At 62.4% G+C, this 25,747-nt stretch carries 22 protein-coding genes; 8 read left to right on the top strand and 14 right to left on the bottom strand.

The features are described from left to right. Positions 1 to 74: 74 nt before the first annotated feature. The 10 genes from CRX69_RS05745 to pedF form a co-directional block, all read right to left on the bottom strand. Positions 75 to 1,445, bottom strand: a complete 1,371-nt coding sequence (locus CRX69_RS05745; protein ID WP_047229924.1) for an ATP-binding response regulator — start codon at positions 1,443 to 1,445, stop codon at positions 75 to 77. Next, positions 1,429 to 2,592 (bottom strand): alcohol dehydrogenase-like regulatory protein ErcA, encoded by a 1,164-nt coding sequence (ercA, locus tag CRX69_RS05740; protein ID WP_076385145.1) that lies wholly within the window; start codon positions 2,590 to 2,592, stop codon positions 1,429 to 1,431. Before ercA ends, CRX69_RS05745 begins: the two co-directional genes overlap by 17 nt. 113 nt (positions 2,593 to 2,705) lie before the next feature. Then, complete coding sequence (pqqA, locus tag CRX69_RS05735) at positions 2,706 to 2,777, bottom strand: pyrroloquinoline quinone precursor peptide PqqA (protein ID WP_003243383.1); 72 nt, start codon at positions 2,775 to 2,777, stop codon at positions 2,706 to 2,708. A 239-nt stretch (positions 2,778 to 3,016) separates the two neighbouring features. Continuing rightward, complete coding sequence (gene exaC / locus CRX69_RS05730) at positions 3,017 to 4,537, bottom strand: acetaldehyde dehydrogenase ExaC (RefSeq protein WP_107323237.1); 1,521 nt, start codon at positions 4,535 to 4,537, stop codon at positions 3,017 to 3,019. Between the two features lie 285 nt (positions 4,538 to 4,822). Further along, a complete protein-coding gene (locus CRX69_RS05725) occupies positions 4,823 to 6,598 on the bottom strand; it encodes a PQQ-dependent methanol/ethanol family dehydrogenase (protein ID WP_076385149.1) in 1,776 nt (591 codons plus the stop codon). Between the two features lie 209 nt (positions 6,599 to 6,807). Continuing rightward, positions 6,808 to 7,680 (bottom strand): alpha/beta fold hydrolase, encoded by an 873-nt coding sequence (locus CRX69_RS05720; protein WP_047229007.1) that lies wholly within the window; start codon positions 7,678 to 7,680, stop codon positions 6,808 to 6,810. A 177-nt stretch (positions 7,681 to 7,857) separates the two neighbouring features. Further along, positions 7,858 to 8,793, bottom strand: coding sequence for a quinoprotein relay system zinc metallohydrolase 1 (locus CRX69_RS05715; protein ID WP_107321703.1), 936 nt, complete (start codon positions 8,791 to 8,793; stop codon positions 7,858 to 7,860). Between the two features lie 16 nt (positions 8,794 to 8,809). Further along, positions 8,810 to 9,565 carry a quinoprotein dehydrogenase-associated SoxYZ-like carrier gene (locus tag CRX69_RS05710; RefSeq protein WP_047229005.1) on the bottom strand — a complete coding sequence of 252 codons (756 nt, stop codon included), beginning with the start codon at positions 9,563 to 9,565 and terminating at the stop codon, positions 8,810 to 8,812. A gap of 10 nt (positions 9,566 to 9,575) precedes the next feature. Beyond that, positions 9,576 to 10,451 (bottom strand): substrate-binding periplasmic protein, encoded by an 876-nt coding sequence (locus CRX69_RS05705; RefSeq protein ID WP_047229004.1) that lies wholly within the window; start codon positions 10,449 to 10,451, stop codon positions 9,576 to 9,578. 5 nt (positions 10,452 to 10,456) lie between these two features. Next, positions 10,457 to 10,918 (bottom strand): cytochrome c-550 PedF, encoded by a 462-nt coding sequence (gene pedF, locus CRX69_RS05700; RefSeq protein WP_076385155.1) that lies wholly within the window; start codon positions 10,916 to 10,918, stop codon positions 10,457 to 10,459. A 252-nt stretch (positions 10,919 to 11,170) separates the two neighbouring features. Here pedF and exaA point away from each other — a divergent pair, with 252 nt between their 5' ends. Next, entirely contained in the window at positions 11,171 to 13,027 is a 1,857-nt protein-coding gene (gene exaA, locus CRX69_RS05695; RefSeq protein ID WP_047229002.1) for a quinoprotein ethanol dehydrogenase, read from the top strand. A 247-nt stretch (positions 13,028 to 13,274) separates the two neighbouring features. Then, positions 13,275 to 13,919, top strand: coding sequence for a pentapeptide repeat-containing protein (locus CRX69_RS05685; protein WP_107321702.1), 645 nt, complete (start codon positions 13,275 to 13,277; stop codon positions 13,917 to 13,919). A 186-nt stretch (positions 13,920 to 14,105) separates the two neighbouring features. Here the strand turns inward: CRX69_RS05685 and CRX69_RS05680 are convergent, their stop codons facing one another. Both CRX69_RS05680 and CRX69_RS05675 read right to left on the bottom strand, forming a co-directional pair. Further along, complete coding sequence (locus tag CRX69_RS05680) at positions 14,106 to 14,744, bottom strand: response regulator (protein WP_047229000.1); 639 nt, start codon at positions 14,742 to 14,744, stop codon at positions 14,106 to 14,108. Beyond that, positions 14,744 to 16,000 carry a sensor histidine kinase gene (locus CRX69_RS05675; protein ID WP_107321701.1) on the bottom strand — a complete coding sequence of 419 codons (1,257 nt, stop codon included), beginning with the start codon at positions 15,998 to 16,000 and terminating at the stop codon, positions 14,744 to 14,746. Before CRX69_RS05675 ends, CRX69_RS05680 begins: the two co-directional genes overlap by 1 nt. A 406-nt stretch (positions 16,001 to 16,406) precedes the next feature. Here CRX69_RS05675 and CRX69_RS05665 point away from each other — a divergent pair, with 406 nt between their 5' ends. The 6 genes from CRX69_RS05665 (at position 16,407) to CRX69_RS05640 (ending at position 21,647) form a co-directional block, all read left to right on the top strand. Further along, entirely contained in the window at positions 16,407 to 17,591 is a 1,185-nt protein-coding gene (locus tag CRX69_RS05665) for an ABC transporter substrate-binding protein (RefSeq protein ID WP_047228997.1), read from the top strand. Between the two features lie 31 nt (positions 17,592 to 17,622). Beyond that, positions 17,623 to 18,627 carry a YVTN family beta-propeller repeat protein gene (locus CRX69_RS05660; RefSeq protein WP_047228996.1) on the top strand — a complete coding sequence of 335 codons (1,005 nt, stop codon included), beginning with the start codon at positions 17,623 to 17,625 and terminating at the stop codon, positions 18,625 to 18,627. Next, on the top strand, positions 18,624 to 19,352 hold the full coding sequence (locus tag CRX69_RS05655; RefSeq protein ID WP_107321699.1) for an ABC transporter ATP-binding protein: 729 nt from the start codon (positions 18,624 to 18,626) through the stop codon (positions 19,350 to 19,352). Before CRX69_RS05660 ends, CRX69_RS05655 begins: the two co-directional genes overlap by 4 nt. After that, positions 19,349 to 20,140, top strand: coding sequence for an ABC transporter permease (locus CRX69_RS05650; protein WP_076385171.1), 792 nt, complete (start codon positions 19,349 to 19,351; stop codon positions 20,138 to 20,140). The genes CRX69_RS05655 and CRX69_RS05650 overlap by 4 nt, the downstream gene beginning before the upstream one ends. A 251-nt stretch (positions 20,141 to 20,391) precedes the next feature. After that, entirely contained in the window at positions 20,392 to 20,925 is a 534-nt protein-coding gene (locus tag CRX69_RS05645; RefSeq protein ID WP_107321698.1) for a PQQ-dependent catabolism-associated CXXCW motif protein, read from the top strand. 56 nt (positions 20,926 to 20,981) lie between these two features. Then, complete coding sequence (locus tag CRX69_RS05640) at positions 20,982 to 21,647, top strand: response regulator transcription factor (protein WP_047229013.1); 666 nt, start codon at positions 20,982 to 20,984, stop codon at positions 21,645 to 21,647. A gap of 152 nt (positions 21,648 to 21,799) precedes the next feature. Here the strand turns inward: CRX69_RS05640 and nahK are convergent, their stop codons facing one another. Together nahK and nosP are read right to left on the bottom strand one after the other, a co-directional pair. Further along, positions 21,800 to 24,442, bottom strand: a complete 2,643-nt coding sequence (gene nahK / locus CRX69_RS05635) for a hybrid sensor histidine kinase/response regulator NahK/ErcS' (protein ID WP_080962912.1) — start codon at positions 24,440 to 24,442, stop codon at positions 21,800 to 21,802. After that, complete coding sequence (gene nosP / locus CRX69_RS05630) at positions 24,372 to 25,535, bottom strand: nitric oxide-sensing protein NosP (RefSeq protein ID WP_047228991.1); 1,164 nt, start codon at positions 25,533 to 25,535, stop codon at positions 24,372 to 24,374. Before nosP ends, nahK begins: the two co-directional genes overlap by 71 nt. Positions 25,536 to 25,747: the final 212 nt, after the last annotated feature.

The following is a 25,747-nucleotide window of genomic DNA, read 5'->3' as shown; positions in this document are numbered from 1 at the left end:
GACCCAGTGCTATCGCGAGCAGGCTCGCTCCCATAAGGGATTGTTGGTGAAATCTGGCGTCACCTCGCCACTCACTATCCGAGCAACTGACTCAACACCGCCCGCAATTTGCCGGGCTTGACCGGTTTGTTGAGCAGTGGCGCATTGAGTTTGCGCAAGGCGCGGCGGCACTGGTCGCTGCGATCGGCGGTGATGATCACCGCCGGGATCGTCTGTTGGAAATGCTCGCGCAAGTGCTTGACCACTTCGCACCCGACGACGCCATGATCCAGGTGGAAATCCGCCAGGATCAGTTCCGGCGCGCGGCCTTGCAGCACGTCAAAGGCACCCGCCTCGTCCGTGGCGGTCAACACGTCACACCCCCACTGCCCCAGCAGCGCGGCCATGCTTTGCAAAATGCTCAGCTCATTGTCGATGACCAGCAGACGGCGGCCAGGCAGCGGGTTACCGGCGACGGCCTGGGCGGGCATCTGGGCCATGGGCAGCAGTCTTTCAGCAGACAACGGCACCTCGATGCTGAATACCGAACCGCGCCCCGGGCGGGAACGTACCTGGACCCGATAACCGAGAATGTGGGCGATACGCTCGACAATCGCCAAACCCAGGCCGACCCCCTTGCGATCGGCAGCGCGACCTACGTCCAGCTGGTTGAACTCCAGGAAGATCGACTCCAGGCAGTCGGCGGCAATACCGCGCCCCGTGTCCCAGACCTCCAGGCTCAACCGCTCGCCCCGACGCCGCGCGGCCAACAGGATGCCGCCCTGAGCGGTGTAGCGACAGGCATTGCTGAGCAGGTTGCGCAAGATCCGGGTCATCAGCCGCAGGTCGGTCATCACTGTTTCGTCGCCGAAACGTACCCGTAGCTCCAAGCCGGCAGCGCCAGCCACCGATTGAAACTCCGAAGCCAGCGGCGCGAGCAACTCATCCAGCCGATACGGCGCCAGGTCCGGCCTGACTGCAGCCTGGTCCAGCCGGGAGATGTCCAGCAGGTCGGTGAGCAGGTCCTCCGCCCCTTCGAGCGCCTGGTGGGTACGCTCCACCAGCACGTGTTCGGAGGTGGGCAGCGAGCGTTCGCGTAATGTGGCGATCAGTAAGCGTGCGGCGTTGAGTGGTTGCAGCAGGTCATGGCTGGCGGCGGCCAGGTATTTGTCCTTGCTGCGGTTGGCCGCCTGCGCAGCGTCCCGAGCGTCGCGCAGTTGTTGTTCGATCAGCTCGCGTTGGGTGATCTGTTGTTGCAGGTTGCGGTTGGCCTCCAGCAGCGCGTCGGTACGTTCGGCCACCCGCTGTTCCAACTGATCGTTGAGCTGTTGCAGGTGTTGCCGAGCCTGTTCCAGCTCATCAAGGCGCGCGGCCAGTTCCGGATAGTGGCTCTTGCGCGTGGAGTGATTGCCCAGTCCCAGCAGCCCGGCCAGGGCTTTTTGCTGTTCGTCAGAGGGCTTCGCCATAGACGACCTCGACATCCCGCTGGCTCGACTCCCGAGGATTGGTGAGAATGCACGGATCATGCATCGCATGTTGCGACAGGAACGGAATATCCGAAGTGCTCACCCCGTGCAGCCCCAGGGTTTCGTGAAAGCCGATGGTGCGTTTGAGGGCAATCAGGTGTTCCACCAGCCGGGTGCGGATCTGCCGGTGATTGAGGCCCCGGCAATCGATACCCAGCGTCTGGGCAATCACCTTGAAACGCTCGGGGGCCGAGTTGTAGTTGAACGCCACCACATGCTCCACCAGCACCGCGTTGCACAAGCCATGGGGCAAATCCAGGAACCCGCCCAGGCTGTGGGACATCGCGTGCACCGCACCGAGAATCGCGTTGGAGAACGCCAGGCCGGCCTGCATGCTGCCCAGCATGATCTTTTCCCGCAGGGCGACATCCGCCGGGTTGGCGATCATCTGCACCAGGTTGCTGTTGATCAGGCGCATGGCCTCCAGCGCATGGGGGTCGGTGAGCGGGCCGTGGCCGGTGGATACAAACGCCTCGATGGCATGCACCAGCGCATCGATGCCGGTGCAGGCGGACAGGAACGGGTCCATGCTCAGGGTCGTTTCCGGGTCGATCAGCGACACGTCCGGCACCGCGGCCTTGCTGACGATGGAAAACTTCATGCGCTCTTGCTGGTTGGAAATGATCACGAACTGCGACACGTCCGCCGAGGTGCCGGCGGTGGTGGGAATCAGGATCAACGGTGGGCTGGGCACGTGCAAGGTGTCCACGCCTTCGAATTCCAGGATATTGCGACCATGGGCAACGACGATGCCGATGCCTTTACCGCAATCCATGGGGCTGCCGCCACCGACCGCGACGATGACATCGCAGTGGTTTTCCCGGTACAGCTCGGCCCCGAGCATGACTTCTTCGACCCGGGGATTGGGCGAGACGGCACTGTAGATGCAATAGTCGATGGCCTGGGCCTGGAGGCTGGCCTCGACGTCGGCGACCCATCCTGCGGCGATCACGCCGGGATCGGTGACGATCAGCACCTTGCGTGCGCCGAACGTCTTGGCGTAATTGCCGACATTGTGCCGGCAACCGGCGCCAAACATGATTTCAGGTGAAACGAACTTGCGCAGCGGACTGAGACTCTGGCTCATCGGTAAGCCTGTTCTTATTGTTCCGGGAATACCCTGAGCCTAAAGCATCCCACCGTGATTGCAATCAGACCAAATGGGTAGCCCGGCCTGAACATATCAGACCGGGCCAGCGCTCATCGGTTGGCGAAGTACATCGTCACTTCAAAGCCTATACGCAGGTCGGTGTACGCGGGTTTAGTCCACATGGGTCTTTCCTCTTCTTGTACCGGGCCATTCCGGCAAGGTCATTAATGCACGCTGTATCCGACGTTCGAATGCTACTTTCGAAGCGGTGGGTGGGGTGCGTTGGTAGCAATGCTGCAATCACACAAATCCAAATGTGGGAGCGAGCCTGCTCGCGATGACGTCGGAACATTCAACATAGAGGTTGAATGATCTACCGCTATCGCGAGCAGGCTCGCTCCCACAGGTGGGTGTTTCTGGGTTAGAAGAAGCCCAACGGATTAACGTCGTAGCTCACCAGCAGGTTCTTGGTCTGCTGGTAATGGTCGAGCATCATCTTGTGGGTTTCACGACCCACGCCGGACTTCTTGTAGCCACCGAACGCGGCGTGGGCCGGGTACAGGTGGTAGCAGTTGGTCCAGACACGCCCGGCCTTGATTGCCCGGCCCATGCGGTAGGCGCGATTGATGTCACGGGTCCAGAGACCGGCGCCGAGGCCGAACTCGGTGTCGTTGGCAATCGCCAGGGCTTCGGCTTCATCCTTGAACGTGGTCACGCCCACCACCGGGCCGAAGATCTCTTCCTGGAACACGCGCATCTTGTTGTGGCCCTTGAGCAGGGTCGGCTGGATGTAATAGCCACTCGACAAATCCCCTTCAAGATGTTCCGCCGCGCCGCCCGTGAGCAGCTCGGCGCCCTCCTCCCGGGCGATGTCCAGGTACGAAAGAATCTTGTCGTACTGCTGCTGGGACGCCTGGGCGCCGACCATGGTTTCGGTATCCAGCGGATTGCCGCGCTTGATCTTGGCGATCTTCTTCATGACCTCAGCCATGAACGGCGCGTAGATCGACTCCTGCACCAGCGCCCGTGATGGGCAGGTGCAGACTTCACCCTGGTTGAAGAACGCCAGCACCAGGCCTTCGGCGGCCTTTTCGATGAACGCCGGCTCGGCCTGCATGATGTCTTCGAAGAAGATGTTCGGCGACTTGCCGCCCAGCTCCACGGTGGACGGGATGATGTTCTCGGCGGCGCATTTCATGATGTGCGAGCCCACCGGGGTCGAGCCGGTGAAGGCGATCTTGGCGATGCGCTTGCTGGTGGCCAGGGCTTCACCGGCTTCGCGGCCAAAGCCATGGACGATGTTCAACACACCGGGCGGCAGCAGGTCGGCGATCAGCTCGACGAACACGGTGATCGACAACGGCGTCTGCTCCGCTGGCTTGAGCACGATGCAGTTACCCGCGGCCAGGGCCGGGGCGAGTTTCCAGGCGGCCATCAGCAGCGGGAAGTTCCACGGGATGATCTGTCCGACCACGCCCAGCGGTTCGTGGAAATGATAGGCGGTGGTCAGTTCATTGATCTCGGCGGCCCCACCCTCTTGGGCGCGGATGCAGCCGGCAAAATAACGGAAATGGTCGGCCGACAGCGGTACGTCGGCATTGAGGGTTTCGCGCACGGCTTTGCCGTTGTCCCAAGTCTCGCTGACAGCCAGGCGTTCCAGGTTCTGTTCGATGCGGTCGGCGATTTTCAACAGCACCAGGGAGCGATCCTGCACCGAAGTCTTGCCCCAGGCATCGGCAGCGACGTGGGCTGCGTCCAGGGCCTTGTCAATGTCAGCGGCGTTGGAGCGCGGGAACTCGGCGATGACCTCGCCGTTGACCGGGGACGTGTTGGTGAAATACTCGCCGTTAACCGGCGCGACGAATTCGCCGCCGATGAAATTGCCATAGCGCGGCTTGAAGGTAACGACGGCGCCTGGGGTTCCGGGTTGTGCATAGATCATAATGGGCCTCTGCCTGGTCGATGCCTGTCGCGGGACAGGCGATAGGCCGATGGTAGAGAGACCCGCATGCTGGACGAATGCGTCATTGGCAGGGGGGCTCTCGTTATTTGGTCGTAGGTTTGTGGATTTTTCAGGACACGAAAAGCGGGAACAAGCGCTGCCTTTGTGGCGAGGGGATTTATCCCCGCTCGAGTGCGCAGCGCTCGCAAAGATTTTGGGGCCGCTTCGCAGCCCAGCGGGGATAAATCCCCTCGCCACAAAAGCAGCCCCCGGCTCAATGACAACTCAGCGCTTGGCCACCAACTCTTTCGGCAACTTGAAGGTCCAGAGCATGCCGCCCTGGTTGAAGTCCTTCACGCGCTTGGCCACTTCGCCGCCCCACAACGGCACCGCGCCACCCCAGCCCGAGAGGACGGAGACGTATTGCTCGCCATCCATTTCCCAAGTGATGGGCGAACCGAGCACACCGGAGCCGGTCTGGAATTCCCAGACCTTTTCCCCAGTCTTGGCGTTGAAGGCCTGCAGGAATCCTTCAGGCGTGCCGGTGAACACCAGGTTGCCCTTGGTGGTCAGCACTCCGCCCCACAGCGGCGCGAAGTTCTTGTGACGCCAGACCTCCTTGCCAGTCTTGGGGTCGATGGCCCGCAGCACACCGATGTAGTCCTCGTTCAGCGGCTTGATGGTGAAACCGGCCCCCAGGAACGCCGCGCCCTTCTTGTAGGCGATGCCTTCGTTCCAGATGTCCATGCCCCATTCGTTGGACGGCACGTAGAACAACCCGGTGTCCTGGTTGTAGGCCATCGGCATCCAGTTCTTCGCCCCGAGGAACGCCGGCGCGACAAACACCGAGCTGCCTTTGGCTTCGCTGCCCGGCGCGCCCGGACGGCCGGCCTCGTTGTAGATCGGCCGCCCTTCCTTGTCCAGGCCGCTGGCCCAGGTGATCTTGTCGACAAACGGGAAGCCGCGGATGAACTTGCCGTTGGTGCGATCGAGCACGTAGAAGAAGCCGTTGCGGTCGGCGGTGGCCGCAGCCTTGATGTCCTTGCCCCCTTCCTTGTAGTTGAAGGAGATCAGTTCGTTGACGCCGTCATAGTCCCAGCCGTCGTGAGGGGTGCTCTGGAAGTGCCATTTGATGCTGCCGTCGTCCGGGTTAAGGGCCAGGCGCGACGAGGAATAGAGGTTGTCGCCAGGGCGCAGATGGGAGTTCCACGGTGCCGGGTTACCGGTGCCAAACAGCAGCAGATTGGTTTCCGGGTCGTAGTAGCCGCCCAGCCAGGGCGCCGCACCACCGGTCTTCCAGAGATCCCCCGGCCAGGTCTTGCCGGCTTCGCCACCGGAAATGCCATTCTCGATAGCCTTGCCGTCCTTGTAGACATAACCCATGTGCCCTTCCACGGTCGGACGGGTCCACAGCAGCTCGCCGTTTTTCGGGTCGTAGGCGCTGATCTTGCCCACCACGCCAAACTCGCCGCCCGCCACGCCGGTAATCAGCTTGCCATTGACGATCATGGGTGCGGCGCTGATGGAGTAGCCTTCCTTGTGGTCAGCGACTTTCTTGCTCCACACCACCTTGCCGGTGTCCTTGTTCAGGGCCACCAGCTTGGCGTCCAGGGTGCCGAAATACACCAGGTCGCCATACAGCGCCACGCCACGGTTGATCACGTCGCAGCAAGGGCGAATGTCATCGGGCAGGCGCGCATCGTATTGCCACAGCTTCTTGCCGGTGCGTGCATCCACCGCGAACACCCGCGAGTAGGAACCGGTGAGGTACATCACCCCATCCTTGATCATCGGCTGGGCCTGCTGGCCGCGCTGCTTTTCACCGCCGAAGGAGAACGCCCAGACCGGACGCAGATCCTTGACGTTATTCACGTTGAGCGTGTCGAGTGGGCTATAGCGTTGGCCTTGCACGCCGAGGCCGTTGGTCACGACCTGCTGCGGGTTTTTCGGGTCCTGGAGAATTTCCTGATCGGTCACGGCGGCCAAGGCCGAACCGGACAGCAGCATGGCACTGAGCAGCAGGCTCACGGCGAAGGGCTGGCGACGTGCGGGATGAGTCATGACGGCTACCTCTGCGGTTATTGTTATACCCGGGAAATTTTCCCGGTCTGCCGCAGATTCTTGGCCTTGGGGCCGTCGTCAACAATTGCCCGCTGTGTTGAGTTTTCTAGTTCCTTGGTACATGTGAAGACCGGATTGGACCGTTACAACGCTGTTCCCTCAGGAAGCCGGTAAGGTGGCGCCAGCCTTACGTGAACGGCATGCCGGCTTCAGGGCGAGTCGGCTTGGAAAAAATCGCGCAGGATTCGGGCGAATTCGTCGGGACGTTCGTCGGCCGGCCAGTGTCCGGCACCTTCAATGACGGTCCCACTCAGGTGCTGCGCCACCGGTTCGAGGAGCAGGCTGGTCTTCTCGGCGAACCCCCATCGACCACCAATGCCGAGCACGGGCATCTGCAGTTTGCCCCGCCGAGCGGTTTCGGAATGGTCGTCCATGTCCTGCCAGACCGCAGCGTAGTAATTGAGGCCCGCTCGCAGCGCGCCTGGTTTGATGATCTGCCGGACATATTCCTCGAAGTCCTCGCCGCTCACGCCCTCAGGGTTGGCGGACATCTTCCAGAAAAACCAGGAGAGCAGCTCGCGCTCCTTTCCGCGAATGAACATTTCCGCAACATCGGGCTGAGTGAAGAAGCTGAGTTGCCAGCTGCTGGCAACGTCCCAGTCTCGAGACGGCGTCAGCTTGGCCTCGTAGCCGAACCCCGGCAGCGCATATTCGGCGAGGGCCAGCCGTCGAACCTCGTTGGGGTGCGCGCCGGCATATTGGTAAGCAACGCCAACACCGTGATCGTAGCCCACAAGGAAGACCGGCCCCAGGTTGAGCTTCTCGATGAGGGCTCGTAGATCGCGCGCCATGGTCCGCTTGTCGTAGCCCCCGGGCGTAATCGACGATCCTCCGGCTCCGCGCAGATCCGGGGCAATGATTAGATACTGGTCGGCGAGTTCCGCCATGACCCGATTCCACATCAGAGAGTGTTGTGGCCAGCCGTGGAGAAGGACGATCGGTGCCCCTTGCCCGGTAAACCGATAGTGCATTTCGATGCCATTGGCGTGGATTTTGTCGTGGAGGATTTTTGTGATGGTCATTTCATCGCTGCTCCAGAGTTCTGCCTTGCGTAGAAAGCACTCTGCGGCCATGACATCTTCGGTTCCGCGACTTCGGCTATTTTTTCAGGCACCACACCCCTGCTGTGTCCTTAACAATGACCTTAGACCAAGCCCGGCCTTTTTCATTTTTGGCGCTAGCCGGGGGATTTGCCGGGACTACTCAATCTTGGCATCTACTCGCTTCATCCCTACCCGCTCATAACGCGGATAAAGATGACTGACACTGCGAATCAGCTCATACCGACTCAAGCTGATCCCGGCAAAACGCTCGGGGATGGGGCTGCGGATCATCTCGGCCATGTCATCGCCCCGGGCCGCGCCGTCGCGCATCAGTTGGTCGAGCCAGCTGAGGTAGTCGCGCATTTGCAAGAAAGGCCGGGCATCGCTCGCCACTGGACCATGGCCGGGTACGATCTGCTTCCACGACAGGCTTTGCAGGGTGTCCAGGTCCTTGAGCCAGACCTCCAGACCGGGGCTGTTCGGGGTGGTCAGGGCTCGTTCGTAGAACACCAGATCGCCGGCAAACAACACGCCGGTGGTTTCATCGAGGATCGCCAGGTCCACCCCGGTGTGCCCGGCCAATGCCAGCAGACGCAACGAATGGTTGCCGACCTTCAGCGGCCCGGGAACCAGCACTTGGTTTGGCAATACCACTTCGGTGCCACGCATCCAGTCACCGACCAGCCGGTACATGTTCTCGGCCATGGCATCGCCCTGCTGGCGCAACAGATCCGTGGTCCCCGCCAGCGCGCCGATGGAGACGTCGCTGAAGGCTTGGTTGCCCAAGACATGGTCGGGGTGATGATGGGTCAGCAACACCTGGACTACCGGCTTATCGGTGATCGCGGCAATCGCCTGGCGCAAGGCCTGCCCGTAGCGCCGGGACGGGCCGCTGTCGATGACCACCACGCCGGCCTCGGTGACAATAAAAGCGGTGTTGACGATGTTGCCGCCGTTGGCCTTGGCAAAATTGTCCGTGCTGCCTTCCAGCAGCCAGGTGCCTTCGGCGATCTGCCGGGGCTTGAGTGAATAGTCCGCTGCGGCCCATGTCGGCAGGCACAGGCCCAGCCAGATCAGCAACAACCAACGCATGGCGCGCTCCTTGTGGTCAGGGGACCGTTGCCTCGAATTCATTGCCGCTGTTGTCACGCAACAACAGGCGGGTCTGCCCGGGGCCTTGAATGTCGAAGCTCAGGTTGGGGTTTTCGCTGACGGCCGGGAACAGCTCCAGGCGCGCCAGCACCTGGCCGTCGGCGTCCAGCAACTGCGCCTGGTTGAGGTAAAACTCCGGGATGCCGCTCACCAGCCCATTGTCCATCGGGTGGGCGACTTGCAGGCGCAGGCGGCTGTCTTCACCTCGGGGGTAACGGGCTCCCAGCACTTCGCCCAAGTGTTCTTCCCAGCCCGGCTGGGTCCGCACCACGCTTGGCGCGGTGCAGCCGCCACCGGCTGCGTCGATCAACGTCGAGCCGACGTGCCACAGGCCGTCACGGGTCTGCACGGCAGCGCGCAACGGCGTGGCCTGCTCGATACGAATGCGGATCGACAGCCAGGGCAGCACCCGCTCCCCCGGCTGGAAATCGACGATCTTGGGCAGCGGGTTCAGTTCGGCCCAAACCAGCATGCGCACCACGTCGCCGGTGAATGCGCGGGCATCGATCTGCAATGGCACCTGGCGCGCGTCTTCGGCAAAAGGCGGCGCCAGCAATCGGACCCGGTCATCGAACACGAACGGCGCCTCAGCCAGCAGTTGTTTGTGATAGAAGGCCCACATCACCGAGGGCACCGGGTCCTTCCCGGTCTCGAGCGCCGTCGCCGTCAACGGCAGGCAGCACAACAGCAGACCCCACGCTCGCCAGTTCATCCCTGCGCTCCTATTGATACATCTCGGGCACTTCGTAACGCAGGCCGTAATGGGCATAGATGGTTTTGAGACTGCCGTCGCGGATCAACCCTTCCAGCGCTTCTTCTACCGCATAAGCCAGCTGCCGGTTGCTCTCATGCACCGCCATACCGATTTCCCACCGTTGCTTGCCCATGTTCGGGTAAGCATTTTCGGCCAATGCCAGTTGCGGATCGGCTGCCTCATGCAGTTGCCAGTCGATCTCCCCGCGCATGGCCATGACCGCGTCGACCTGCCCGGCCCGCATGGCCTTGAACGCCTGGCCTACGCCGGGAAAGTGATGGGTCCTGGCGCTGAGCATGCCGTTGAACACCGAGGTCAGGTAGAACGACGGCACGCTGTCGACTTCAACGCCAATGGGGTGCTGCTGGAATACCGCGACACTGCCTACACTTTCAAGCCGTCGGCGGTCGTACGCCACTTGCCAGCACTCCTGCTGATAAGGCCCGAACATGGCGACCTGGGCGTTTTCCAGTTCACCGATGTCGTTGCGCTTTTGCACGTAGTCGCGATCGTAAGGCACGCGCATCATCAGGTCGGCCAGTTGCCGACCATGCAGGGCGCTGCTGCGCCAGATGTAATCGCGCAGGTCGTCATCGAGCTTTTCGCCGGGCGGCGCCCAGATCAATCGCAGGCGCACGCCAAGGGCTTTGGCGAGGGCCTGGGCCAGCTCCACATCCACGCCCCGAGGCTGGCCGTGGTCTTCGAAGCTATAGGGGGCAAAATCCTTGTACACCGCCACTTTCAGCTCGCCGGCGGCGATCATTTCGTCGTAGTTACGCACCTGTGCCTGAACCGTCTGGCCACACAGCAACAGGCTGCAGAATATCCACGCGAACAGGCGCATGGCGATCACTCCTCGACGTGCACGCTGTCGAGATAGGTGCGCACCGCCCACAAGGCTTCCTGGCTTAAGTAGTCCGCCATTTTCGGCATGTAGACCCGGCCGTCGCGCACCGCGCCGTGACGCACGCGCTCGACAAACCACTCATCTCCGGCTTCGGCGGCGTCCAGCATGCGCAGATCCGGCGCGATCCCGCCGGACTTGGCTTCCAGGCCGTGGCACGCGGCGCAGTTCTGGTTGTAGGCCGAGGCGCCGATTTCCACCGCTTTGTCTCGCTCGGGAGAACTGCGGTAAGGGTTTTGCGCGAGCCAACCATCGCCATCTGTTGGCAGGCCGGTGTCCTTGATCGGGGTCAGCCCTTTGGTTTCCACTGCCTGGGGCACTACGTTGCCATGGGCCCACACGGAGCCTGCGCCGGTCAGCCCTATCAGCAATGCGGTAGCGATGATGGCGTTGCGTTTTGTTGTCATTGTTATGCCCTCGAATTTGCACGCAAGACCTCTCTACAGAGGCCGTGCCGTCATCTTAGGAACGCCTGCACCCCAGCCGAATGCTGCTTTGGTGGCCGCACTCTAGTTCCTTGGTAGCGGGTCATCCGGCGCGGTTCGCAAAGACAGCTGGTTCGGGAAGTCTTCCCGGCAAGGGCGGGACTTTTTCCGTATCGGTAGAGCCCTCACGCGACCCAACCTAGTCAGGCCAAAACCTCACTGGGAATGCCCACCATGACAATAAAAACGCTCCCCGCCCTCTCTTCCCTGACCGTTGCCTTGCTGCTGGCCGGCAGCCTGTCCCTGACTCCGCAGGCGAACGCCGCAGTCACCTGGGAAGACATCGCCAACGACCACCTGACCACCCGCGACGTATTGCAATACGGCATGGGCACCAACGCCCAGCGCTGGAGCCCGCTGGCCCAGGTCAATGACAAGAACGTGTTCAAGCTCACGCCGGCCTGGTCTTATTCATTCGGCGACGAAAAGCAGCGCGGCCAGGAGTCCCAGGCCATCGTCAGCGACGGCGTGGTGTACGTCACCGGCTCTTACTCGCGGGTATTCGCCCTCGACGCCAAGACCGGCAAACGCCTGTGGACCTACAGCCATCGGCTGCCGGACAACATTCGCCCGTGCTGCGACGTGGTCAATCGGGGCGCGGCCATTTACGGCGACAAGATCTACTTCGGCACGCTGGATGCGCGGGTGGTCGCCCTGAATAAAAACACCGGCAAAGTGGTGTGGAACAAGAAGTTCGGCGATCACGCGGCCGGCTACACCATGACCGGAGCCCCGGTACTGATCAAGGACAAGACCAGCGGCAAGGTGCTGTTGATCCATGGCAGTTCCGGGGATGAGTTCGGCGTGGTCGGGCAACTGTTCGCCCGGGACCCGGACACCGGTGAAGAAGTCTGGATGCGGCCTTTCGTCGAAGGCCACATGGGCCGTCTCAACGGCAAGGACAGCACGCCGACCGGCGATGTGAAAGCACCGTCCTGGCCCGACGACAAAACCACCGAAACCGGCAAGGTCGAGGCCTGGAGCCACGGCGGCGGCGCACCTTGGCAGAGCGCCAGTTTCGACCCCGAAACCAACACCATCATCGTCGGCGCCGGCAACCCGGGGCCATGGAACACCTGGGCGCGCACGGCCAAGGATGGCAACCCGCAGGATTACGACAGCCTCTACACCTCCGGCCAGGTGGGCGTCGACCCGAGTACCGGCGAGGTGAAGTGGTTCTACCAGCACACGCCCAACGATGCCTGGGATTTCTCCGGCAACAACGAGCTGGTGCTGTTCGACTACAAAGACAAGGACGGCAAGCTGGTCAAGGCCACCGCTCACGCCGACCGCAACGGCTTTTTCTACGTAGTGGACCGCAACAACGGCAAGCTGCAGAACGCCTTCCCTTTCGTCGACAACATCACCTGGGCCAGCCACATCGACCTGAAGACCGGCCGCCCGGTGGAAAATCCAGGTCAGCGTCCGGCCAAGCCACTGCCGGGTGAAACCAAGGGCAAACCGGTGGAAGTCTCACCGCCTTTCCTGGGTGGCAAGAACTGGAATCCCATGGCCTACAGCCAGGACACCGGGCTGTTCTACGTGCCGGGCAACCAGTGGAAGGAGGAATACTGGACCGAAGAGGTTAACTACAAGAAAGGCTCGGCCTACCTGGGCATGGGCTTTCGCATCAAGCGCATGTATGACGATCACGTCGGCAGCCTGCGGGCGATGAACCCCACCACCGGCAAGGTGGTCTGGGAACACAAGGAAGCCTTGCCGCTGTGGGCCGGGGTGCTCGCCACCAAGGGCAATCTGGTGTTCACCGGCACCGGCGACGGCTTCTTCAAGGCCTTCGACGCCAAGACCGGCCAGGAACTGTGGAAGTTCCAGACCGGCAGCGGCATCGTCTCCCCGCCCATCACCTGGGAACAGGACGGCGAACAGTACATCGGCGTGACCGTCGGCTACGGCGGCGCCGTGCCGTTGTGGGGCGGCGACATGGCCGAGCTGACCAAGCCGGTGGCCCAGGGCGGGTCGTTCTGGGTGTTCAAGATTCCGAGTTGGGATAACAAGGTGGCCCGCCAATAACCCTTGCGGGAGCGATCCTGCTCGCGATAGCGGTGGTTCAGTTGGCAGTGATGTTGAATGTACCGACGGCTTCGCGAGCAAGCCCGCTCCCACTCTTGATCTCATTGGACACAGATTCTGTGTCCAGCAAAGATCCCTTGTGGGAGCGATCCTGCTCGCGATAGCGGTGGTTCAGTTGGCAGTGATGTTGAATGTGCCGACGGCTTCGCGAGCAGGCTCGCTCCCACAGTTAACTCGAGTTCCTGCCATGAACTATCCACTGGTTTTATTGATCGTGTTCGCCGCAAATGCCAGCGCCGACGACCTCGACATGCCCCTGACCATCAACGGCTGCATCATCGCCGAGTCCAGCCAATGCCCCGGCGCCGACCTTCGCGGCGCCCGGCTGGCCAACCAGGACCTGCGCAAAATGAACCTCAGCGGTGCCGACCTGCGGGGCGCCGATCTGCGCCATGCGCGGCTGGACCTGGCCAATCTGGAAAAAGCCCGTCTGCAAGGCGCCAACCTGACCCGTGCCAGCTTGCAGCAAAGCAACCTGCGCCTGGCGGACTTCAGTGGGGCCACGCTCAAGGCTATCCAGGGCTGGGGCCTGTTTGCCCAGGGCGCGCAGTTCCAGAAAGCCGACCTGAGCGCCGCGTATCTTCAATTCGCCCGGCTGTCCGGCGCCCGAATGCACGAAACCAACCTGCAAGCCGCCGACCTGGAAATGGCCTGGCTGAGCAAGGCAGACCTCAAGGGCGCCGACCTGCGCGACGCCAACCTGCAGGAAGCCAAGCTTGGCGAAAGCAACCTGGAAGACGCCAACATGAGCGGTTCACGCCAGCATTACGGGAATTTTCAGGATGCGAATATGCAAGGGTGTACGGGTTGCCCAGCGTCCTGGGATCAATGAAGTCTCCAGATACATACAAAGCCTTGTGGCGAGGGGATTTATCCCCGCTGGGCTGCGCAGCAGCCCTAAAACAGCCAGCTCAATAGACCTGGCACACCGAGTCTTCAGGCTTTGGGGCTGCTGCGCAGCCCAACGGGGATAAATCCCCTCGCCACAGTTGAGCATCATTGCGAGAACATGAGGGGCTCACCCCGCCACCCGCACCACGCCCATGTCGATCCCCAGGTGGACCAGTTCGGCATGGGAACTGACCTGCAGCTTGCTCTTGAGCAGCGTCAAGTGATTGGACACGGTCTTGGCGCTGATGCACAGCTGTTCGGCAATGGTGCGCGCCGGGGTGCCCCTGGCGAGCATCACGAAGATCTCCAGCTCGCGCTGGGTCATGCATTGCAAGCGCGGGTCGGTGTCGTGTCGGGTACTGGCGCAGGCCAACTGGGTGGCCAGGGCTTGTTCGATGTAGGCATGGCCGGCCAGCACCCGGCGCACGGCCTCCACCAGTATCTGAGGTGCCGAATTCTTGGTCAGGTAGCCCGCAGCCCCGGCGTCCAGCGCCTGACGGACCAATGGCAGTTCATCGTGCATGCTGAAGAACAGCACCCGCAGTTGCGGCAGGCGCTGGCGCAGGCGCCGGGTGGTTTCCAGCCCGCTGATACCGGGCAGGCCGAAGTCCATGATCACTAGGTGAGGCACCTGCTCCAGCACTTGACTCAACGCCTCCTCACCGGTGGCGGCTTCGCGCACGTGCAGCTCCGGCATCAGCGCCCGCAATAGGCTGGCATAGCCCTGCCGAACCACCGCATGATCGTCGACCAACAAGATGTTCATCACGCCTCCAGGGGAATATTCAAGGCCAGCGCCCAACCGGCACCGGGCTGGCTGATGATGCGCAGTTCGCCACCCAGGCTGCGGGCGCGCTCGGACATCGAGTGCAGGCCAACGCCCGCTCGATGGGGCCCGGTCGCTCCCCGGCCGTTGTCACGCACCAGCACTCGCAAACGCCCGGCCCGATGCTGCAGGCGAATCCGCACCTGCGTGGCGCCGGCATGCCGGACGACATTGGTCAGCGCTTCCTGCAACAGGCGATACAGGTGGGTCTTGTTCGAGCCCGACAACGGCGGCAACGGCGCGTTGATCCGCAGCTGACAGGCGATGCCCTGGTTTTGTTGCCACTGAGCCACCAGCAGCTCGATGGCCTCGGACAGCGGCAAGTGCTGAAGCACCACCGGATACAGGTCTTGCACCAGCGCACGGAATCCCTGTTGCAGATGCTCGCAATGACCCTCGAGCTGGCTGACGGTCTGCTCCAGCATCGGCGGCTGATCGATCACCAGCCGCAGCAAGCATGCCCGGGCGCGGATCCCTGCCACGTATTGGCCCAGGTCATCGTGCAGGGTCCGAGCCAGCTTCGTGCGTTCCTGCTCCTGCACAGCCAGCAGGGCTTGAGTAAGCCGGGTGTTATCGGCCTGCGCCTGAGTCAGGGCAGCGGTCATGCGATTGAAATGCACCGCCAATTGTCGGGCCTCCGGGATAGCATCAGCGGCCAGCCGCACCCGCAGATCGCCGGCGCAGACCTGACGCAGGGCCTGCAGCAATTCATCGAGCAATCCCATACCCCGGCGCACCGCCCAGCGGATCACCAGCAGGCTGACCAACAACGCCAGCGCACAGACGCCGAGCAGTTGCACCAGGGAATCGAGGACTTCTTCGATTTCGTCCCGAGGGTCGACCGCGATCCAGGCCCGGCGACCGTCGCGCAAATCCACCACCGCGGCAGCCGGAGCGTCGCCCAGTAACCAGCGACCAAGCCAGGCGCTCACCCCGCCCTCGCTGTTCCCCGGCTGCACCTGCCCCGCCGCCAACCAGTGAACCCGTACATGACGCAGACTGCCGGTCAACCGCGACTGGAGACTGGCCGGGTTGCGTTCGGCGGTTTCACTCAGGTAATGCACCACGGACTCGGCCGATTGCAGCTCACGTTTCACATCAGCCGTGGCTTGATGCAGCAACAGGACCGCACAAGCCAGGGTGACCAGGGCGAAAAACGCCGTCACCCAGAGGTTGATTCGCCAGAGGGCCGACATGGTTAGCGGCCCAACCCCTGGCCGGCACAGTACTCCTGTGGGAGCGAGCCTGCTCGCGATGAGATCGGCACATTCAACAGCGCTGTCGACTGAACCACCGCTATCGCGAGCAAGCTCGCTCCCACAGGGGAACCTCTGTGCTCGCAGGTTTTGTGTTCGCGGCAGCTCTTTGGTTTGCCAGACAACCGATCCACGCCAATCAGACTCAAGATCAGCAACAACGGTAGCAGCAGGGCTTTGAGAATCCGCACGGTCTGTCCGCTCCTGATGAATGACGATGACTGGCATCCTAAAACCCCGGCGTCGACAGCGGGTTACTACCTTGGTACTGGCCCGGCGGTACTTTCTGCATATTTCCCCCTGGACACAGGCTTTCTATGCTGGCGCTACCCGCAATGGAGGTGTTATGCGCCGGCTCGTCAGTTACGCCTTGATCCCTTTGCTCGCAGCGGCCAGCGCCGGGTTGCCGGTCGCCGCCCAGGCTGGCGACGGCGCGCCGCTGCAAGTGCGCATCGGCTACCTGGGTTACCGCCCCGACCCGGGCCCGCTGCTGTCCAACGTCATTGAAGAGCCCGCCGATGCCGGACTGCGCGGGGCGCAGTTGGCGATTGTCGACAGCAACAGCACCGGGCGTTTTCTCAAGCACGATTACCAGCTGCAAAGCGCCAGCGTCGACAGCCCCGAAGCCTTGCTCCAGGCCGCCCAAGCGCAGCATGACCAAGGCCTGCGGTTGTTTGTGGTCAATGCCCCATCCGCCAGCCTGCGCCAACTCAGTGCCGCCCTGCCCGACAGCCTGCTGTTCAATGCCGGCAGCGCCGACGACAGCCTGCGCACCACCGATTGCCTGGGCAACGTGCTCCACAGCTTGCCCGACCGGGCGATGCTCGCCGATGCCTTGGTGCAGTTCAGCGTCGTACGCAAATGGCAGCGGGCATTACTGATCGTCGGCCAGACGGCCGAGGACCAGGCCTATGCTGCTGCGCTACGACGAGCCATGAAGCGTTTCGGCATGAAGGTCGTCGCGCAAAAAGACTGGCAGTTCGACAACGACCAGCGCCGCAGCGCCCAGGCCGACATGCCTTTGTTCACCCAGACCGCCGAATACGACGTGGTGCTGGTGGCCGACGAGCGCGGCGACTTCGGCGAATACGTGCCCTACCAGACCTGGTACCCGCGTCCGGTGGCCGGCACGCAAGGCCTGACCCCCACCGCCTGGCACAAGACCGTGGAAACCTACGGCGCGGCACAGCTGCAAAAACGCTTCGAAGCCCTGGCCGGGCGCTGGATGAATGATCGTGATTTCGCCGCCTGGATCGCCGTGCGCAGCATCGCCAGTGCCGTGAGCAAACTGCGCCAGGACGATCCATTGGCCATCCGCCAACTGGCGCTGAGCGAGCAATTGCCGCTGGACGGTTTCAAGGGGCGCAAGCTCAGTTACCGGCCGTGGAACGGGCAACTGCGCCAGCCGATTCCCCTGGTTCAGCCGCGGGCGCTGGTGAGCACCTCGCCCCAGGACGGTTTTCTGCACCCTACCAACGAAATGGACAGCCTGGGCTACGACCGGCCCGAAGTGAGCTGCCGCTACCCCTGATCCCTTCAAGAACAACAATAAGGAAACCGCCATGCGCCGCCCCCTGCTTGACCCGACCCGGTTCCAACCTGCCCTGCTTTGCCAGACCCTCACCCTGGCGGCGGCGTTGTTGGTCGCCGGCCCCGCCGCCGCCAGCATCGCCTGGGTTTCCAATGAGAAAGACAACAGCCTGAGCCTGATCGACATGCAGAGCCTGGAGGTCATCGAGACCCTGCCGGTGGGCCAACGCCCCCGAGGCCTGTTGCTGTCCCACGACAACCGCCTGCTGTACATCTGCGCCAGCGATTCGGACCGGGTCCAGGTGATGGACGTCGCCACCCGCAAGATCATCAAGGAATTGCCCTCCGGCAAGGACCCGGAACAGTTCGCCTTGCACCCCAATGACCGCTGGCTCTACGTGTCCAACGAAGACGATGCCCTGGTGACCGTGATCGACACCCAGACTTCCGAGGTGCTGGGACAGATCGGCGTCGGCGTCGAGCCCGAAGGCATGGCCGTCAGCCCCGATGGCAAATGGGCGGTCAACACCAGTGAAACCACCAACATGCTGCACTGGATCGACACCAGCACCCAGACCTTGGCCGACAACACACTGGTGGACCAACGGCCGCGTTTCGTCGAGTTCAGTCGTGACGGTTCGCAGCTCTGGGCCTCGGCGGAAATCGGCGGCACACTGACGATTCTCGATGTCGCCAGTCGCCAGGTGCTCAAGACGCTGACGTTCCAGATCAAGGGCGTTCACCCCGACAAGGTACAGCCAGTGGGCATCAAGCTCAGCGCCGACGGCAAACTCGCCTTCGTCGCCCTGGGCCCGGCCAATCACGTCGCCGTCATCGATGCCAAGACCTTCGAAGTGCTGGATTACCTGCTGGTGGGGCGGCGTGTCTGGCAACTGGCATTCACCCCCGATCAACGCCAACTGCTGGCAACCAATGGCGTCAGCGGTGATGTGTCGGTGATCGACGTGCAGAGCCGCAAAGTGCTCAAGTCGGTGAAGGTTGGGCGCTATCCCTGGGGCGTAGTGGTGACGCCATGAACGCCTTGGAAGTCAGCGACCTGAGCTTCGCCTACGGCGCGCGCGAAGCCCTCAAGCAGGTGAGTTTCAACCTCGCAGCCGGGCGCTTCGCCGCGTTGCTGGGCCCCAATGGCGCCGGCAAATCGACGCTGATTGCCTTGCTCACGCGCCTGTATGACGTGCAGCGTGGTGAGGTCCGCGTCGGCGGCCATTCGTTGCAGACCTCGCCGCTGCCGGCCTTGCGCCAGTTGGGTGTGGTGTTCCAACAGAGCACCCTGGACCTGGACCTGAGTGTCGAGCAGAACCTGCGTTACCACATTGCGCTGCATGGCCTGTCGCGGCGCCAGGGCAGTGTGCGCATCGACGCGGAACTGGCCCGCCAGCAGTTGACCGAGCGGCGCCACGAACGGGTGCGCGCCCTGAATGGCGGCCATCGTCGCCGGGTGGAAATCGCCCGGGCGCTGCTGCATGAACCGCGCCTGTTACTGCTCGATGAACCCAGCGTTGGCCTTGACCCGGCCAGCCGGCTGGCCCTGAACCAACACGTTCGCCAGTTGTGCCACGAGGGCATCAGCGTGCTGTGGACCACGCACCTGCTGGACGAAGTACAGCCCAGCGACGATCTGCTGATCCTGCATCAAGGCCGCCTCGTCGCCAGCGCACGCGCCGACGCCGTCAGTCAGGCACATGGCGGCACCCTCGGTTCGGCCTTCACCCACCTGACCGCAGCGGGAGTTCACCCATGAACGCGTATTGGCAATGCTTCAGCGGCATCGTGGTGCGTGAATGGCTGCGTTTCGTGCTACAACGCACGCGCTTTCTCAGTGCCCTGGTGCGGCCGCTGCTGTGGCTGCTGGTGTTCGCCGCCGGCTTTCGTGCGGCACTGGGCATCGCCATCATTGCCCCCTATGACACCTACATCCCTTATGAGGTGTACATCGTGCCTGGCCTTGCCTGCATGATCCTGTTGTTCAATGGCATGCAGGGTTCGCTGTCGATGGTCTATGACCGGGAAATGGGCAGCATGCGCGTGCTGCTCACCAGCCCTCTGCCGCGGGCCTTCCTGCTGGCGAGCAAGTTGCTGGCAACCTCGTTGATCTCGTTGTTGCAGGTCTACGCATTTCTCGCCATTGCCTGGCTGTACGGCATCCAGCCACCGGCCATGGGCCTGCTGCTGGCGTTTCCGGCGCTGCTGCTGGTGGCCCTGATGCTCAGCGCCCTGGGCTTGCTGCTGTCCAATGCCATCCGGCAACTGGAGAACTTTGCCGGGGTGATGAATTTCGTGATCTTCCCGATGTTCTTCCTGTCCTCGGCGCTGTATCCGTTGTGGAAAATGCTGGAGGCCAGCCCTTGGCTGTACTGGCTGTGCGCGGTGAGTCCGTTCACCCATGGGGTGGAGCTGGTGCGTTATGCGTTGTATGAACGGTTCAATCTGCTGGCAATGGTGGTGTGCGCGGGCTTGACTCTGGTGTTCGCGCTACTGGCGGTGTGGACCTTCAATCCGCAGCATGCGGCGTTGCGCAAAGCAGGCTGATTGCACGACGAATATCCCTTGTGGGAGCGAGCCTGCTCGCGATAGCGGTGGTTCAGTTGGCAGAGACGTGACTGACGCACCGCTATCGCGAGCAGGCTCGCTCCCACAGGGGATAGAGCWTGATCCTAGGTTTGACACTTGTCTTTGAGCCCGAAATTACTACTTTAGTACCGGTTTTCCTGTCTATGGTCGCATTCACAAGACCTCGACCCTGGCATGTAATGGGCGCATAACAAAAAGGATAAATTCCCATGCCCCGTTTGCTGGTGATCGTCTTGCTGGGCCTGTGGCTGAATGTCGCCCAGGCTGACACTGCGTTGTTCTCCGCGCAGGGCTATCGCATTGCCCAGTACCGCAGCCCGACGCCCGCCACCGTCGATGGCGCAAAGACACTCGATACCCAGGCACTGCAACAGCTGATGATGCAAACGCCATCTGCGATCCTGATCGACGTCTATCGCCGCCCCTGGCTCCAGGGACGCTTCATCGACAACGAGCCCCACGCCAACCTCCCCGGCAGCCTGTGGCTGGCCAATACCGGCGACGGCGAACTCGACCCGACCTGGCAGGATTACTTCAACCATCACCTGGGAAAAGCCACGGGCGGGCGAGCGGATCAACCGCTGGTCTTTTATTGCCGCTCTGATTGCTGGTTGAGCTGGAACGCGGTAAAACGCGCCGCCGCCATGGGCTATAAACAGTTGTATTGGTACCGCGACGGCCTCGACGCTTGGGAGGCGGCCCGCCTGCCCTTGCAAGCGGCCCGGCCCGAACCCTTTCCCTGATTCAAATGAGTGCGTGCCCCCGCCCCACCCACACGACAATAACGAGGTGAATGGCCATGTATAAGATCCTGATAGCCGACGATCACCCACTGTTTCGCGAAGCCATCCACAACGTCATCAGCGACGGTTTTCCTGGCAGCGAGGTGATGGAAACCGCCGATCTGGACAGCGCCCTGGCGTTGACCCGCGAGCACGACGACCTCGACCTGATCCTGCTGGACCTGAACATGCCCGGCATGCACGGCCTCAATGGCCTGATCAACCTGCGCAACGAGGCGCCGACCATCCCCGTGGTGATCGTCTCCGCCGAACAGGACAAACAGGTGGTGCTGCAAGCCATTACCTACGGCGCGGTGGGGTTCATCACCAAGTCCTCGCCGCGCTCGCAGATGACCGACGCCATCGAGCAGATTCTCAACGGCAACGTGTACCTGCCACCGGACATCATCCGCACGCAGAAAAGCCCGATGGGCCGCCGCCTGAACGAAACCCCGGCCTTTGCGCCCGAGCTGCTCCAGGCCCTGACCCGTAAACAATTGCTGGTGCTGGAACGCATGACCAAGGGCGAGTCGAACAAACAGATCGCCTACACGCTGGAGATCGCCGAAACCACGGTCAAGGCTCACGTCTCGGCCATCCTGCGCAAGCTCAATGTGCACAATCGGGTGCAAGCGATTCTCAGTGCCGGGGATATTGATTTCGGGGCTTATCTGCGTCGTTGAACCGCTGACACACATCCCTGTGGCGAGGGGATTTATCCCCGCTGGGGCGCGAAGCGGCCCTAAAACCTAAGAACTCGGTCTGCCTGGCAGATCCAGGGGGGCTGCTTCACAGCCCAGCAGGGATAAATCCCCTCGCCACAACAGCGTTCGGCTCAATGACTCTTGGGCCCACTCAACAAATGACTCATCGCAATCTTCAGTTTCATCGGCCGCACCGGCTTGTGCATCAGGGTGTGGCCGCGTTCGCGGATCTGCTGCTTGAGTTCGTTGCTGTAGTTGGCGGTGATCATCATCGCCGGGATCGCCGAGGCCCGGCGGGCGTTGATCCGGGCCACGGCGTCGACGCCGTTCTGTTCGTTGTCCAGGTGATAGTCGGCAATCAGCAGGTCGGCCTCGGCATGGTAGTTGTCCACCTGACGCGCCAGGTCCTGCTCCGACAGCGCAGTCACCACCCGACACCCCCAACCTTCGAGCAGCGTACGCATGCCGGCGCAGATGGCCGCGTCGTTATCCAGCACCCAGACCCGGGCCCCGCGCAAGCGCTCAAGCATCGGTTCGCTCATCTCCAGGCTCGGCAACGGCTTGGGCGCGGTGGCGCTCAGGGGCACGTCGATGGAGAACACCGAGCCCTTGCCCGGCCATGAACGCACCTGGATCCGGTGCCCAAGGATCCCGGCGATTTTCTCGACGATCGCCAGTCCCAGGCCCAACCCTCGATCCTGATCCGGGCGCTGTACATCGCCGCGCTTGAACTCCTGGAAGATCTCTTCAAGACGGTTTTCGGCAATGCCGATGCCGCTGTCCCAGACCTGGATGGACAAGCGCTGGCGGTGCCGGCGACAGCCCAGCACCACCCGCCCGCTGGGGGTATAGCGAATGGCATTGCTCAGCAGATTGCGCAGGATCCGCGCCAGCAACTGCATGTCGCTGCGCACCAGGGCCGAACACGGCACAAAGTGCAGTTCCAGCCCCTCACTGCGCGCCACCTGGACGTATTCGGCGGCCAGGTTGTCGAGCAACTCGCTGAGGGCGAACGGCGCGATATCGGCCTTGATCACCCCGGCATCAAGCTTGGAAATGTCCACCAGCGTGCCCAACAGGTTTTCCACGTCCTGCAGCGAGTGGCTGACGTTGCGCACCAGTTGCGCATTCGCCACCGGCTCACGGCGCTCGAGCAAAGCGCTGGTGAACAGCCGCGCGGCGTTGAGCGGTTGCAGCAGGTCATGGCTGACCGCCGCGAGGAATTTGGTTTTCGACAGGTTGGCCTGCTCGGCCTCGCGCTTGGCCTCGCGCAAGCGCAACTCCACCCGGCTGCGCTCGTCGATTTCGCGCAATAGCTGGTCATTGAGGGTGGTCAGTTCGGCGGTGCGTTCCTGGACGCGCTGTTCCAGGTTCTGGTAGGCCTGGTGCAGCGCCTCGGCGGTGCGACGCCGCTCGGTGATGTCGCGGATCAGCACGAAGATCCCCACCACTTCACCATTGGCCAGCCGATTGGGCACGTAGGAACGCAGCATATAGCGTTCCTGGTTGTTGATATTGGTCTCGGCAAACTCGAACGTCACACTCTCACCGGCCAAGGCCCGGGCCACGTAGGCCTCCAGGCGCTGGTAATGCTGTTCGCTGTGGGCCTCGCGCAGGCTCTGGCCGAGCATCACGCCACGGGGCCAGCAATACCATTGCTCGTAGACTTTGTTGGTAAATTCGTAGACCAAGTCGGCATTGAGGTAGGCGATCAGCGCCGGCACATGGTCGGTGATCAGGCGGATCCAGCGTTCGCTTTCACTCAGGGCCTCGGCGTGCTGGTAGCGCTCGGTGATGTCGGTGAAGGTGTTGACGTAGCCGCCGGTGGGTAGCGGATGGGTGCGAATCTCCAGGACCCGGCCATCCGACAGGCGCTGCTCGCTTTCGTGGATGAGCCGGCCATTGCTGTCGCGACTGGCCGGGGTCAGCAGTTGCAGTTCACTGTCGGCGATCACCTCGGAAAACGGCCGATGGGCCGCCACTGGCGCCAGACCGCTGAGTTCCAGGAAGCGACGGTTCCACAACTCCAGCACACCCTGGGCATTGACCATGGCCACGCCCTGGGAAAGGTTGTCCACGGCCCGTTGCAACAAGTGCGATTTCTGCGCGATGGCCTGTTCGCGACGCACGGTTTCACTGAGTTTGACGTCGGTGATGTCGGTAAACAGAATCACTCGACCGCCTTCCTGGGTTGGTCGTTCGCTGACTTGCAGCCAGCGCCCGTTCTGCAAGCGGTAAAGCACATGCTCGTCGGCCTGGCCACGCGGTTCTTCGCTGAACAACCCGTTGGCGGTCATCAGTCGCTTGACCTCGGAAATGCGCATCCCGGCGATGATACGCACGCGGCTGTGGGCCCAGAATGCCTTGAAGCGGCTGTTGAACAGGACGATGCGCTGTTGTTCGTCGAACAGCACAAATGCATCGGAAATGCTCTCAATGGCATCGATCAGGTGCCGGTGGGCGGTTTCCGCGCGCAGCCGCGCTTCGCCCAGCAGGTGATTGCCGGCCTTGAGCTCGGCCATGGCCTGGTTCAGGGCGTCGGTGCGCTCGCGAACCTGCTCAGCCAGCACCACTGAATGCTGGAACGCCGCATACGGGTCGTTGCCCCGGGTCACGCCGGACTCCACCCGTTCGATCAGTGCGTCGTTGATCCGCCGCAGTTTGCGGTTTTCGTGCTGCAGGCTGGCGATCTGCGCCTGCAGGTCAGCGATGGCCGGGGACGCGATGGCGGGCAATGGCAACTCCGGTGAAGGTCTGGTTGATGTGCATGCCATTGAACTGCTCTCCGTAGGTGTTGAAGCCCATCACGCGATGGTCGCGCAGGAACTGGCCGATCTGCTCCAGGCCACCGCGATCTTCCAGTTCCATGCGCCTGAGAAAACAGTCACAGCCGATGGTCAGCAGCAAGTCACCCAGACGCCCCTGCAAGCCGCTGAACAGTTCTTGCAGGTTGTGCAGCAAAGGGCCCGGGGTCATCGCCGTGAGCACGATGCCGTTCTCCACCGCACAGTAAAAACTCAGGCTCAGGTCTGGGTGCACCTGCTGGATCGCCCGCACGTAATACTGGTCGTTGATGCGCACCGCCAGCGGATGGGCGGCGAAGACCCGGTAGTTCAACGCGTTCACCGGCACACCGATGTGCCGGGCATATTCCTCGGCGGCGGGCTCGGCATTGAGCTCGTAGACACGCCGTGAGGTGCTGTCGGCCCCGGTCACGACCAACTTCTCCTCCCGAGGCAGGATGTGATGGGTGGTGAACACCTCGAAATCCAGCCAGGTGTTGATCAGCACCACCACGGCCGCGCCGCTGTGGAACTGACCTTCGTAGTACACGTGGGTGTGAGTCAGGTAGTTGTCGTCGCCGGCCGAACCGCCGAAATGCGGAATGTCCCCCAGCGCCGCGCTCAACGCCGCCAGCACCATCTCCTCGCGACTGGACAACCCATCGAGCAAGGTCAGGGCAAAGCTGTGGCCCTTGATCGGCGCCAGCGCATTGCTGCGGCAACCGCTGGCCAGTCGTTCGACCATTTGCTGGGCGTCGATCAGGCTGAAGTGCTCCATTTCCCCGATCAGCTCGGCGGCAATGGAAAAATGCCGATGATCGAAACCCACCGCTGTGACGCAGTTGCGGCCATAGCCTTGACTGGTGATTTCTCCGGCGCTGGTGCAGCCCACCAGGCGAATCCCGCCGAAGCTCTGGGAGAGTGCCTGGCCAAGAGCCGGCAAGTCGTATTCGGCGGAGCAGAAAAACAGCACGAAACCCAAGTGCGGGTGCAACAACTGCCGCGCCAGCTCCTGGGCAACTTGCTGGACGTTCGTTGCCTGGGACATGGCGCTTATCACACCTTCGCTCTGGGCCTTTAGCATCTTCGCCTCCGACGGGTGCGTGACAGGAACCTTGAGTGTACGAAGCGGCGCCCGACTCACGAATGCTACTTGGGTAGCGGGTAGACGCTTCCATGGGAGGAGAACAGTGGCGGCCCCTGCCGCGATGCGCACGGCAGGGACCACCACAAAAAACCCCGGGCTTCGGCTGGAATGCTCCTGTGGTGAGGGGATTTATCCCCTCACCACAGGGT

The sequence above is a fragment of the Pseudomonas rhizophila genome, from assembly GCF_003033885.1.
GTDB lineage: Bacteria > Pseudomonadota > Gammaproteobacteria > Pseudomonadales > Pseudomonadaceae > Aquipseudomonas > Aquipseudomonas rhizophila.
The sequence above is the reverse complement of the archived record's forward strand: the minus strand, read 5'-3'. Positions and strand labels throughout refer to the sequence as shown.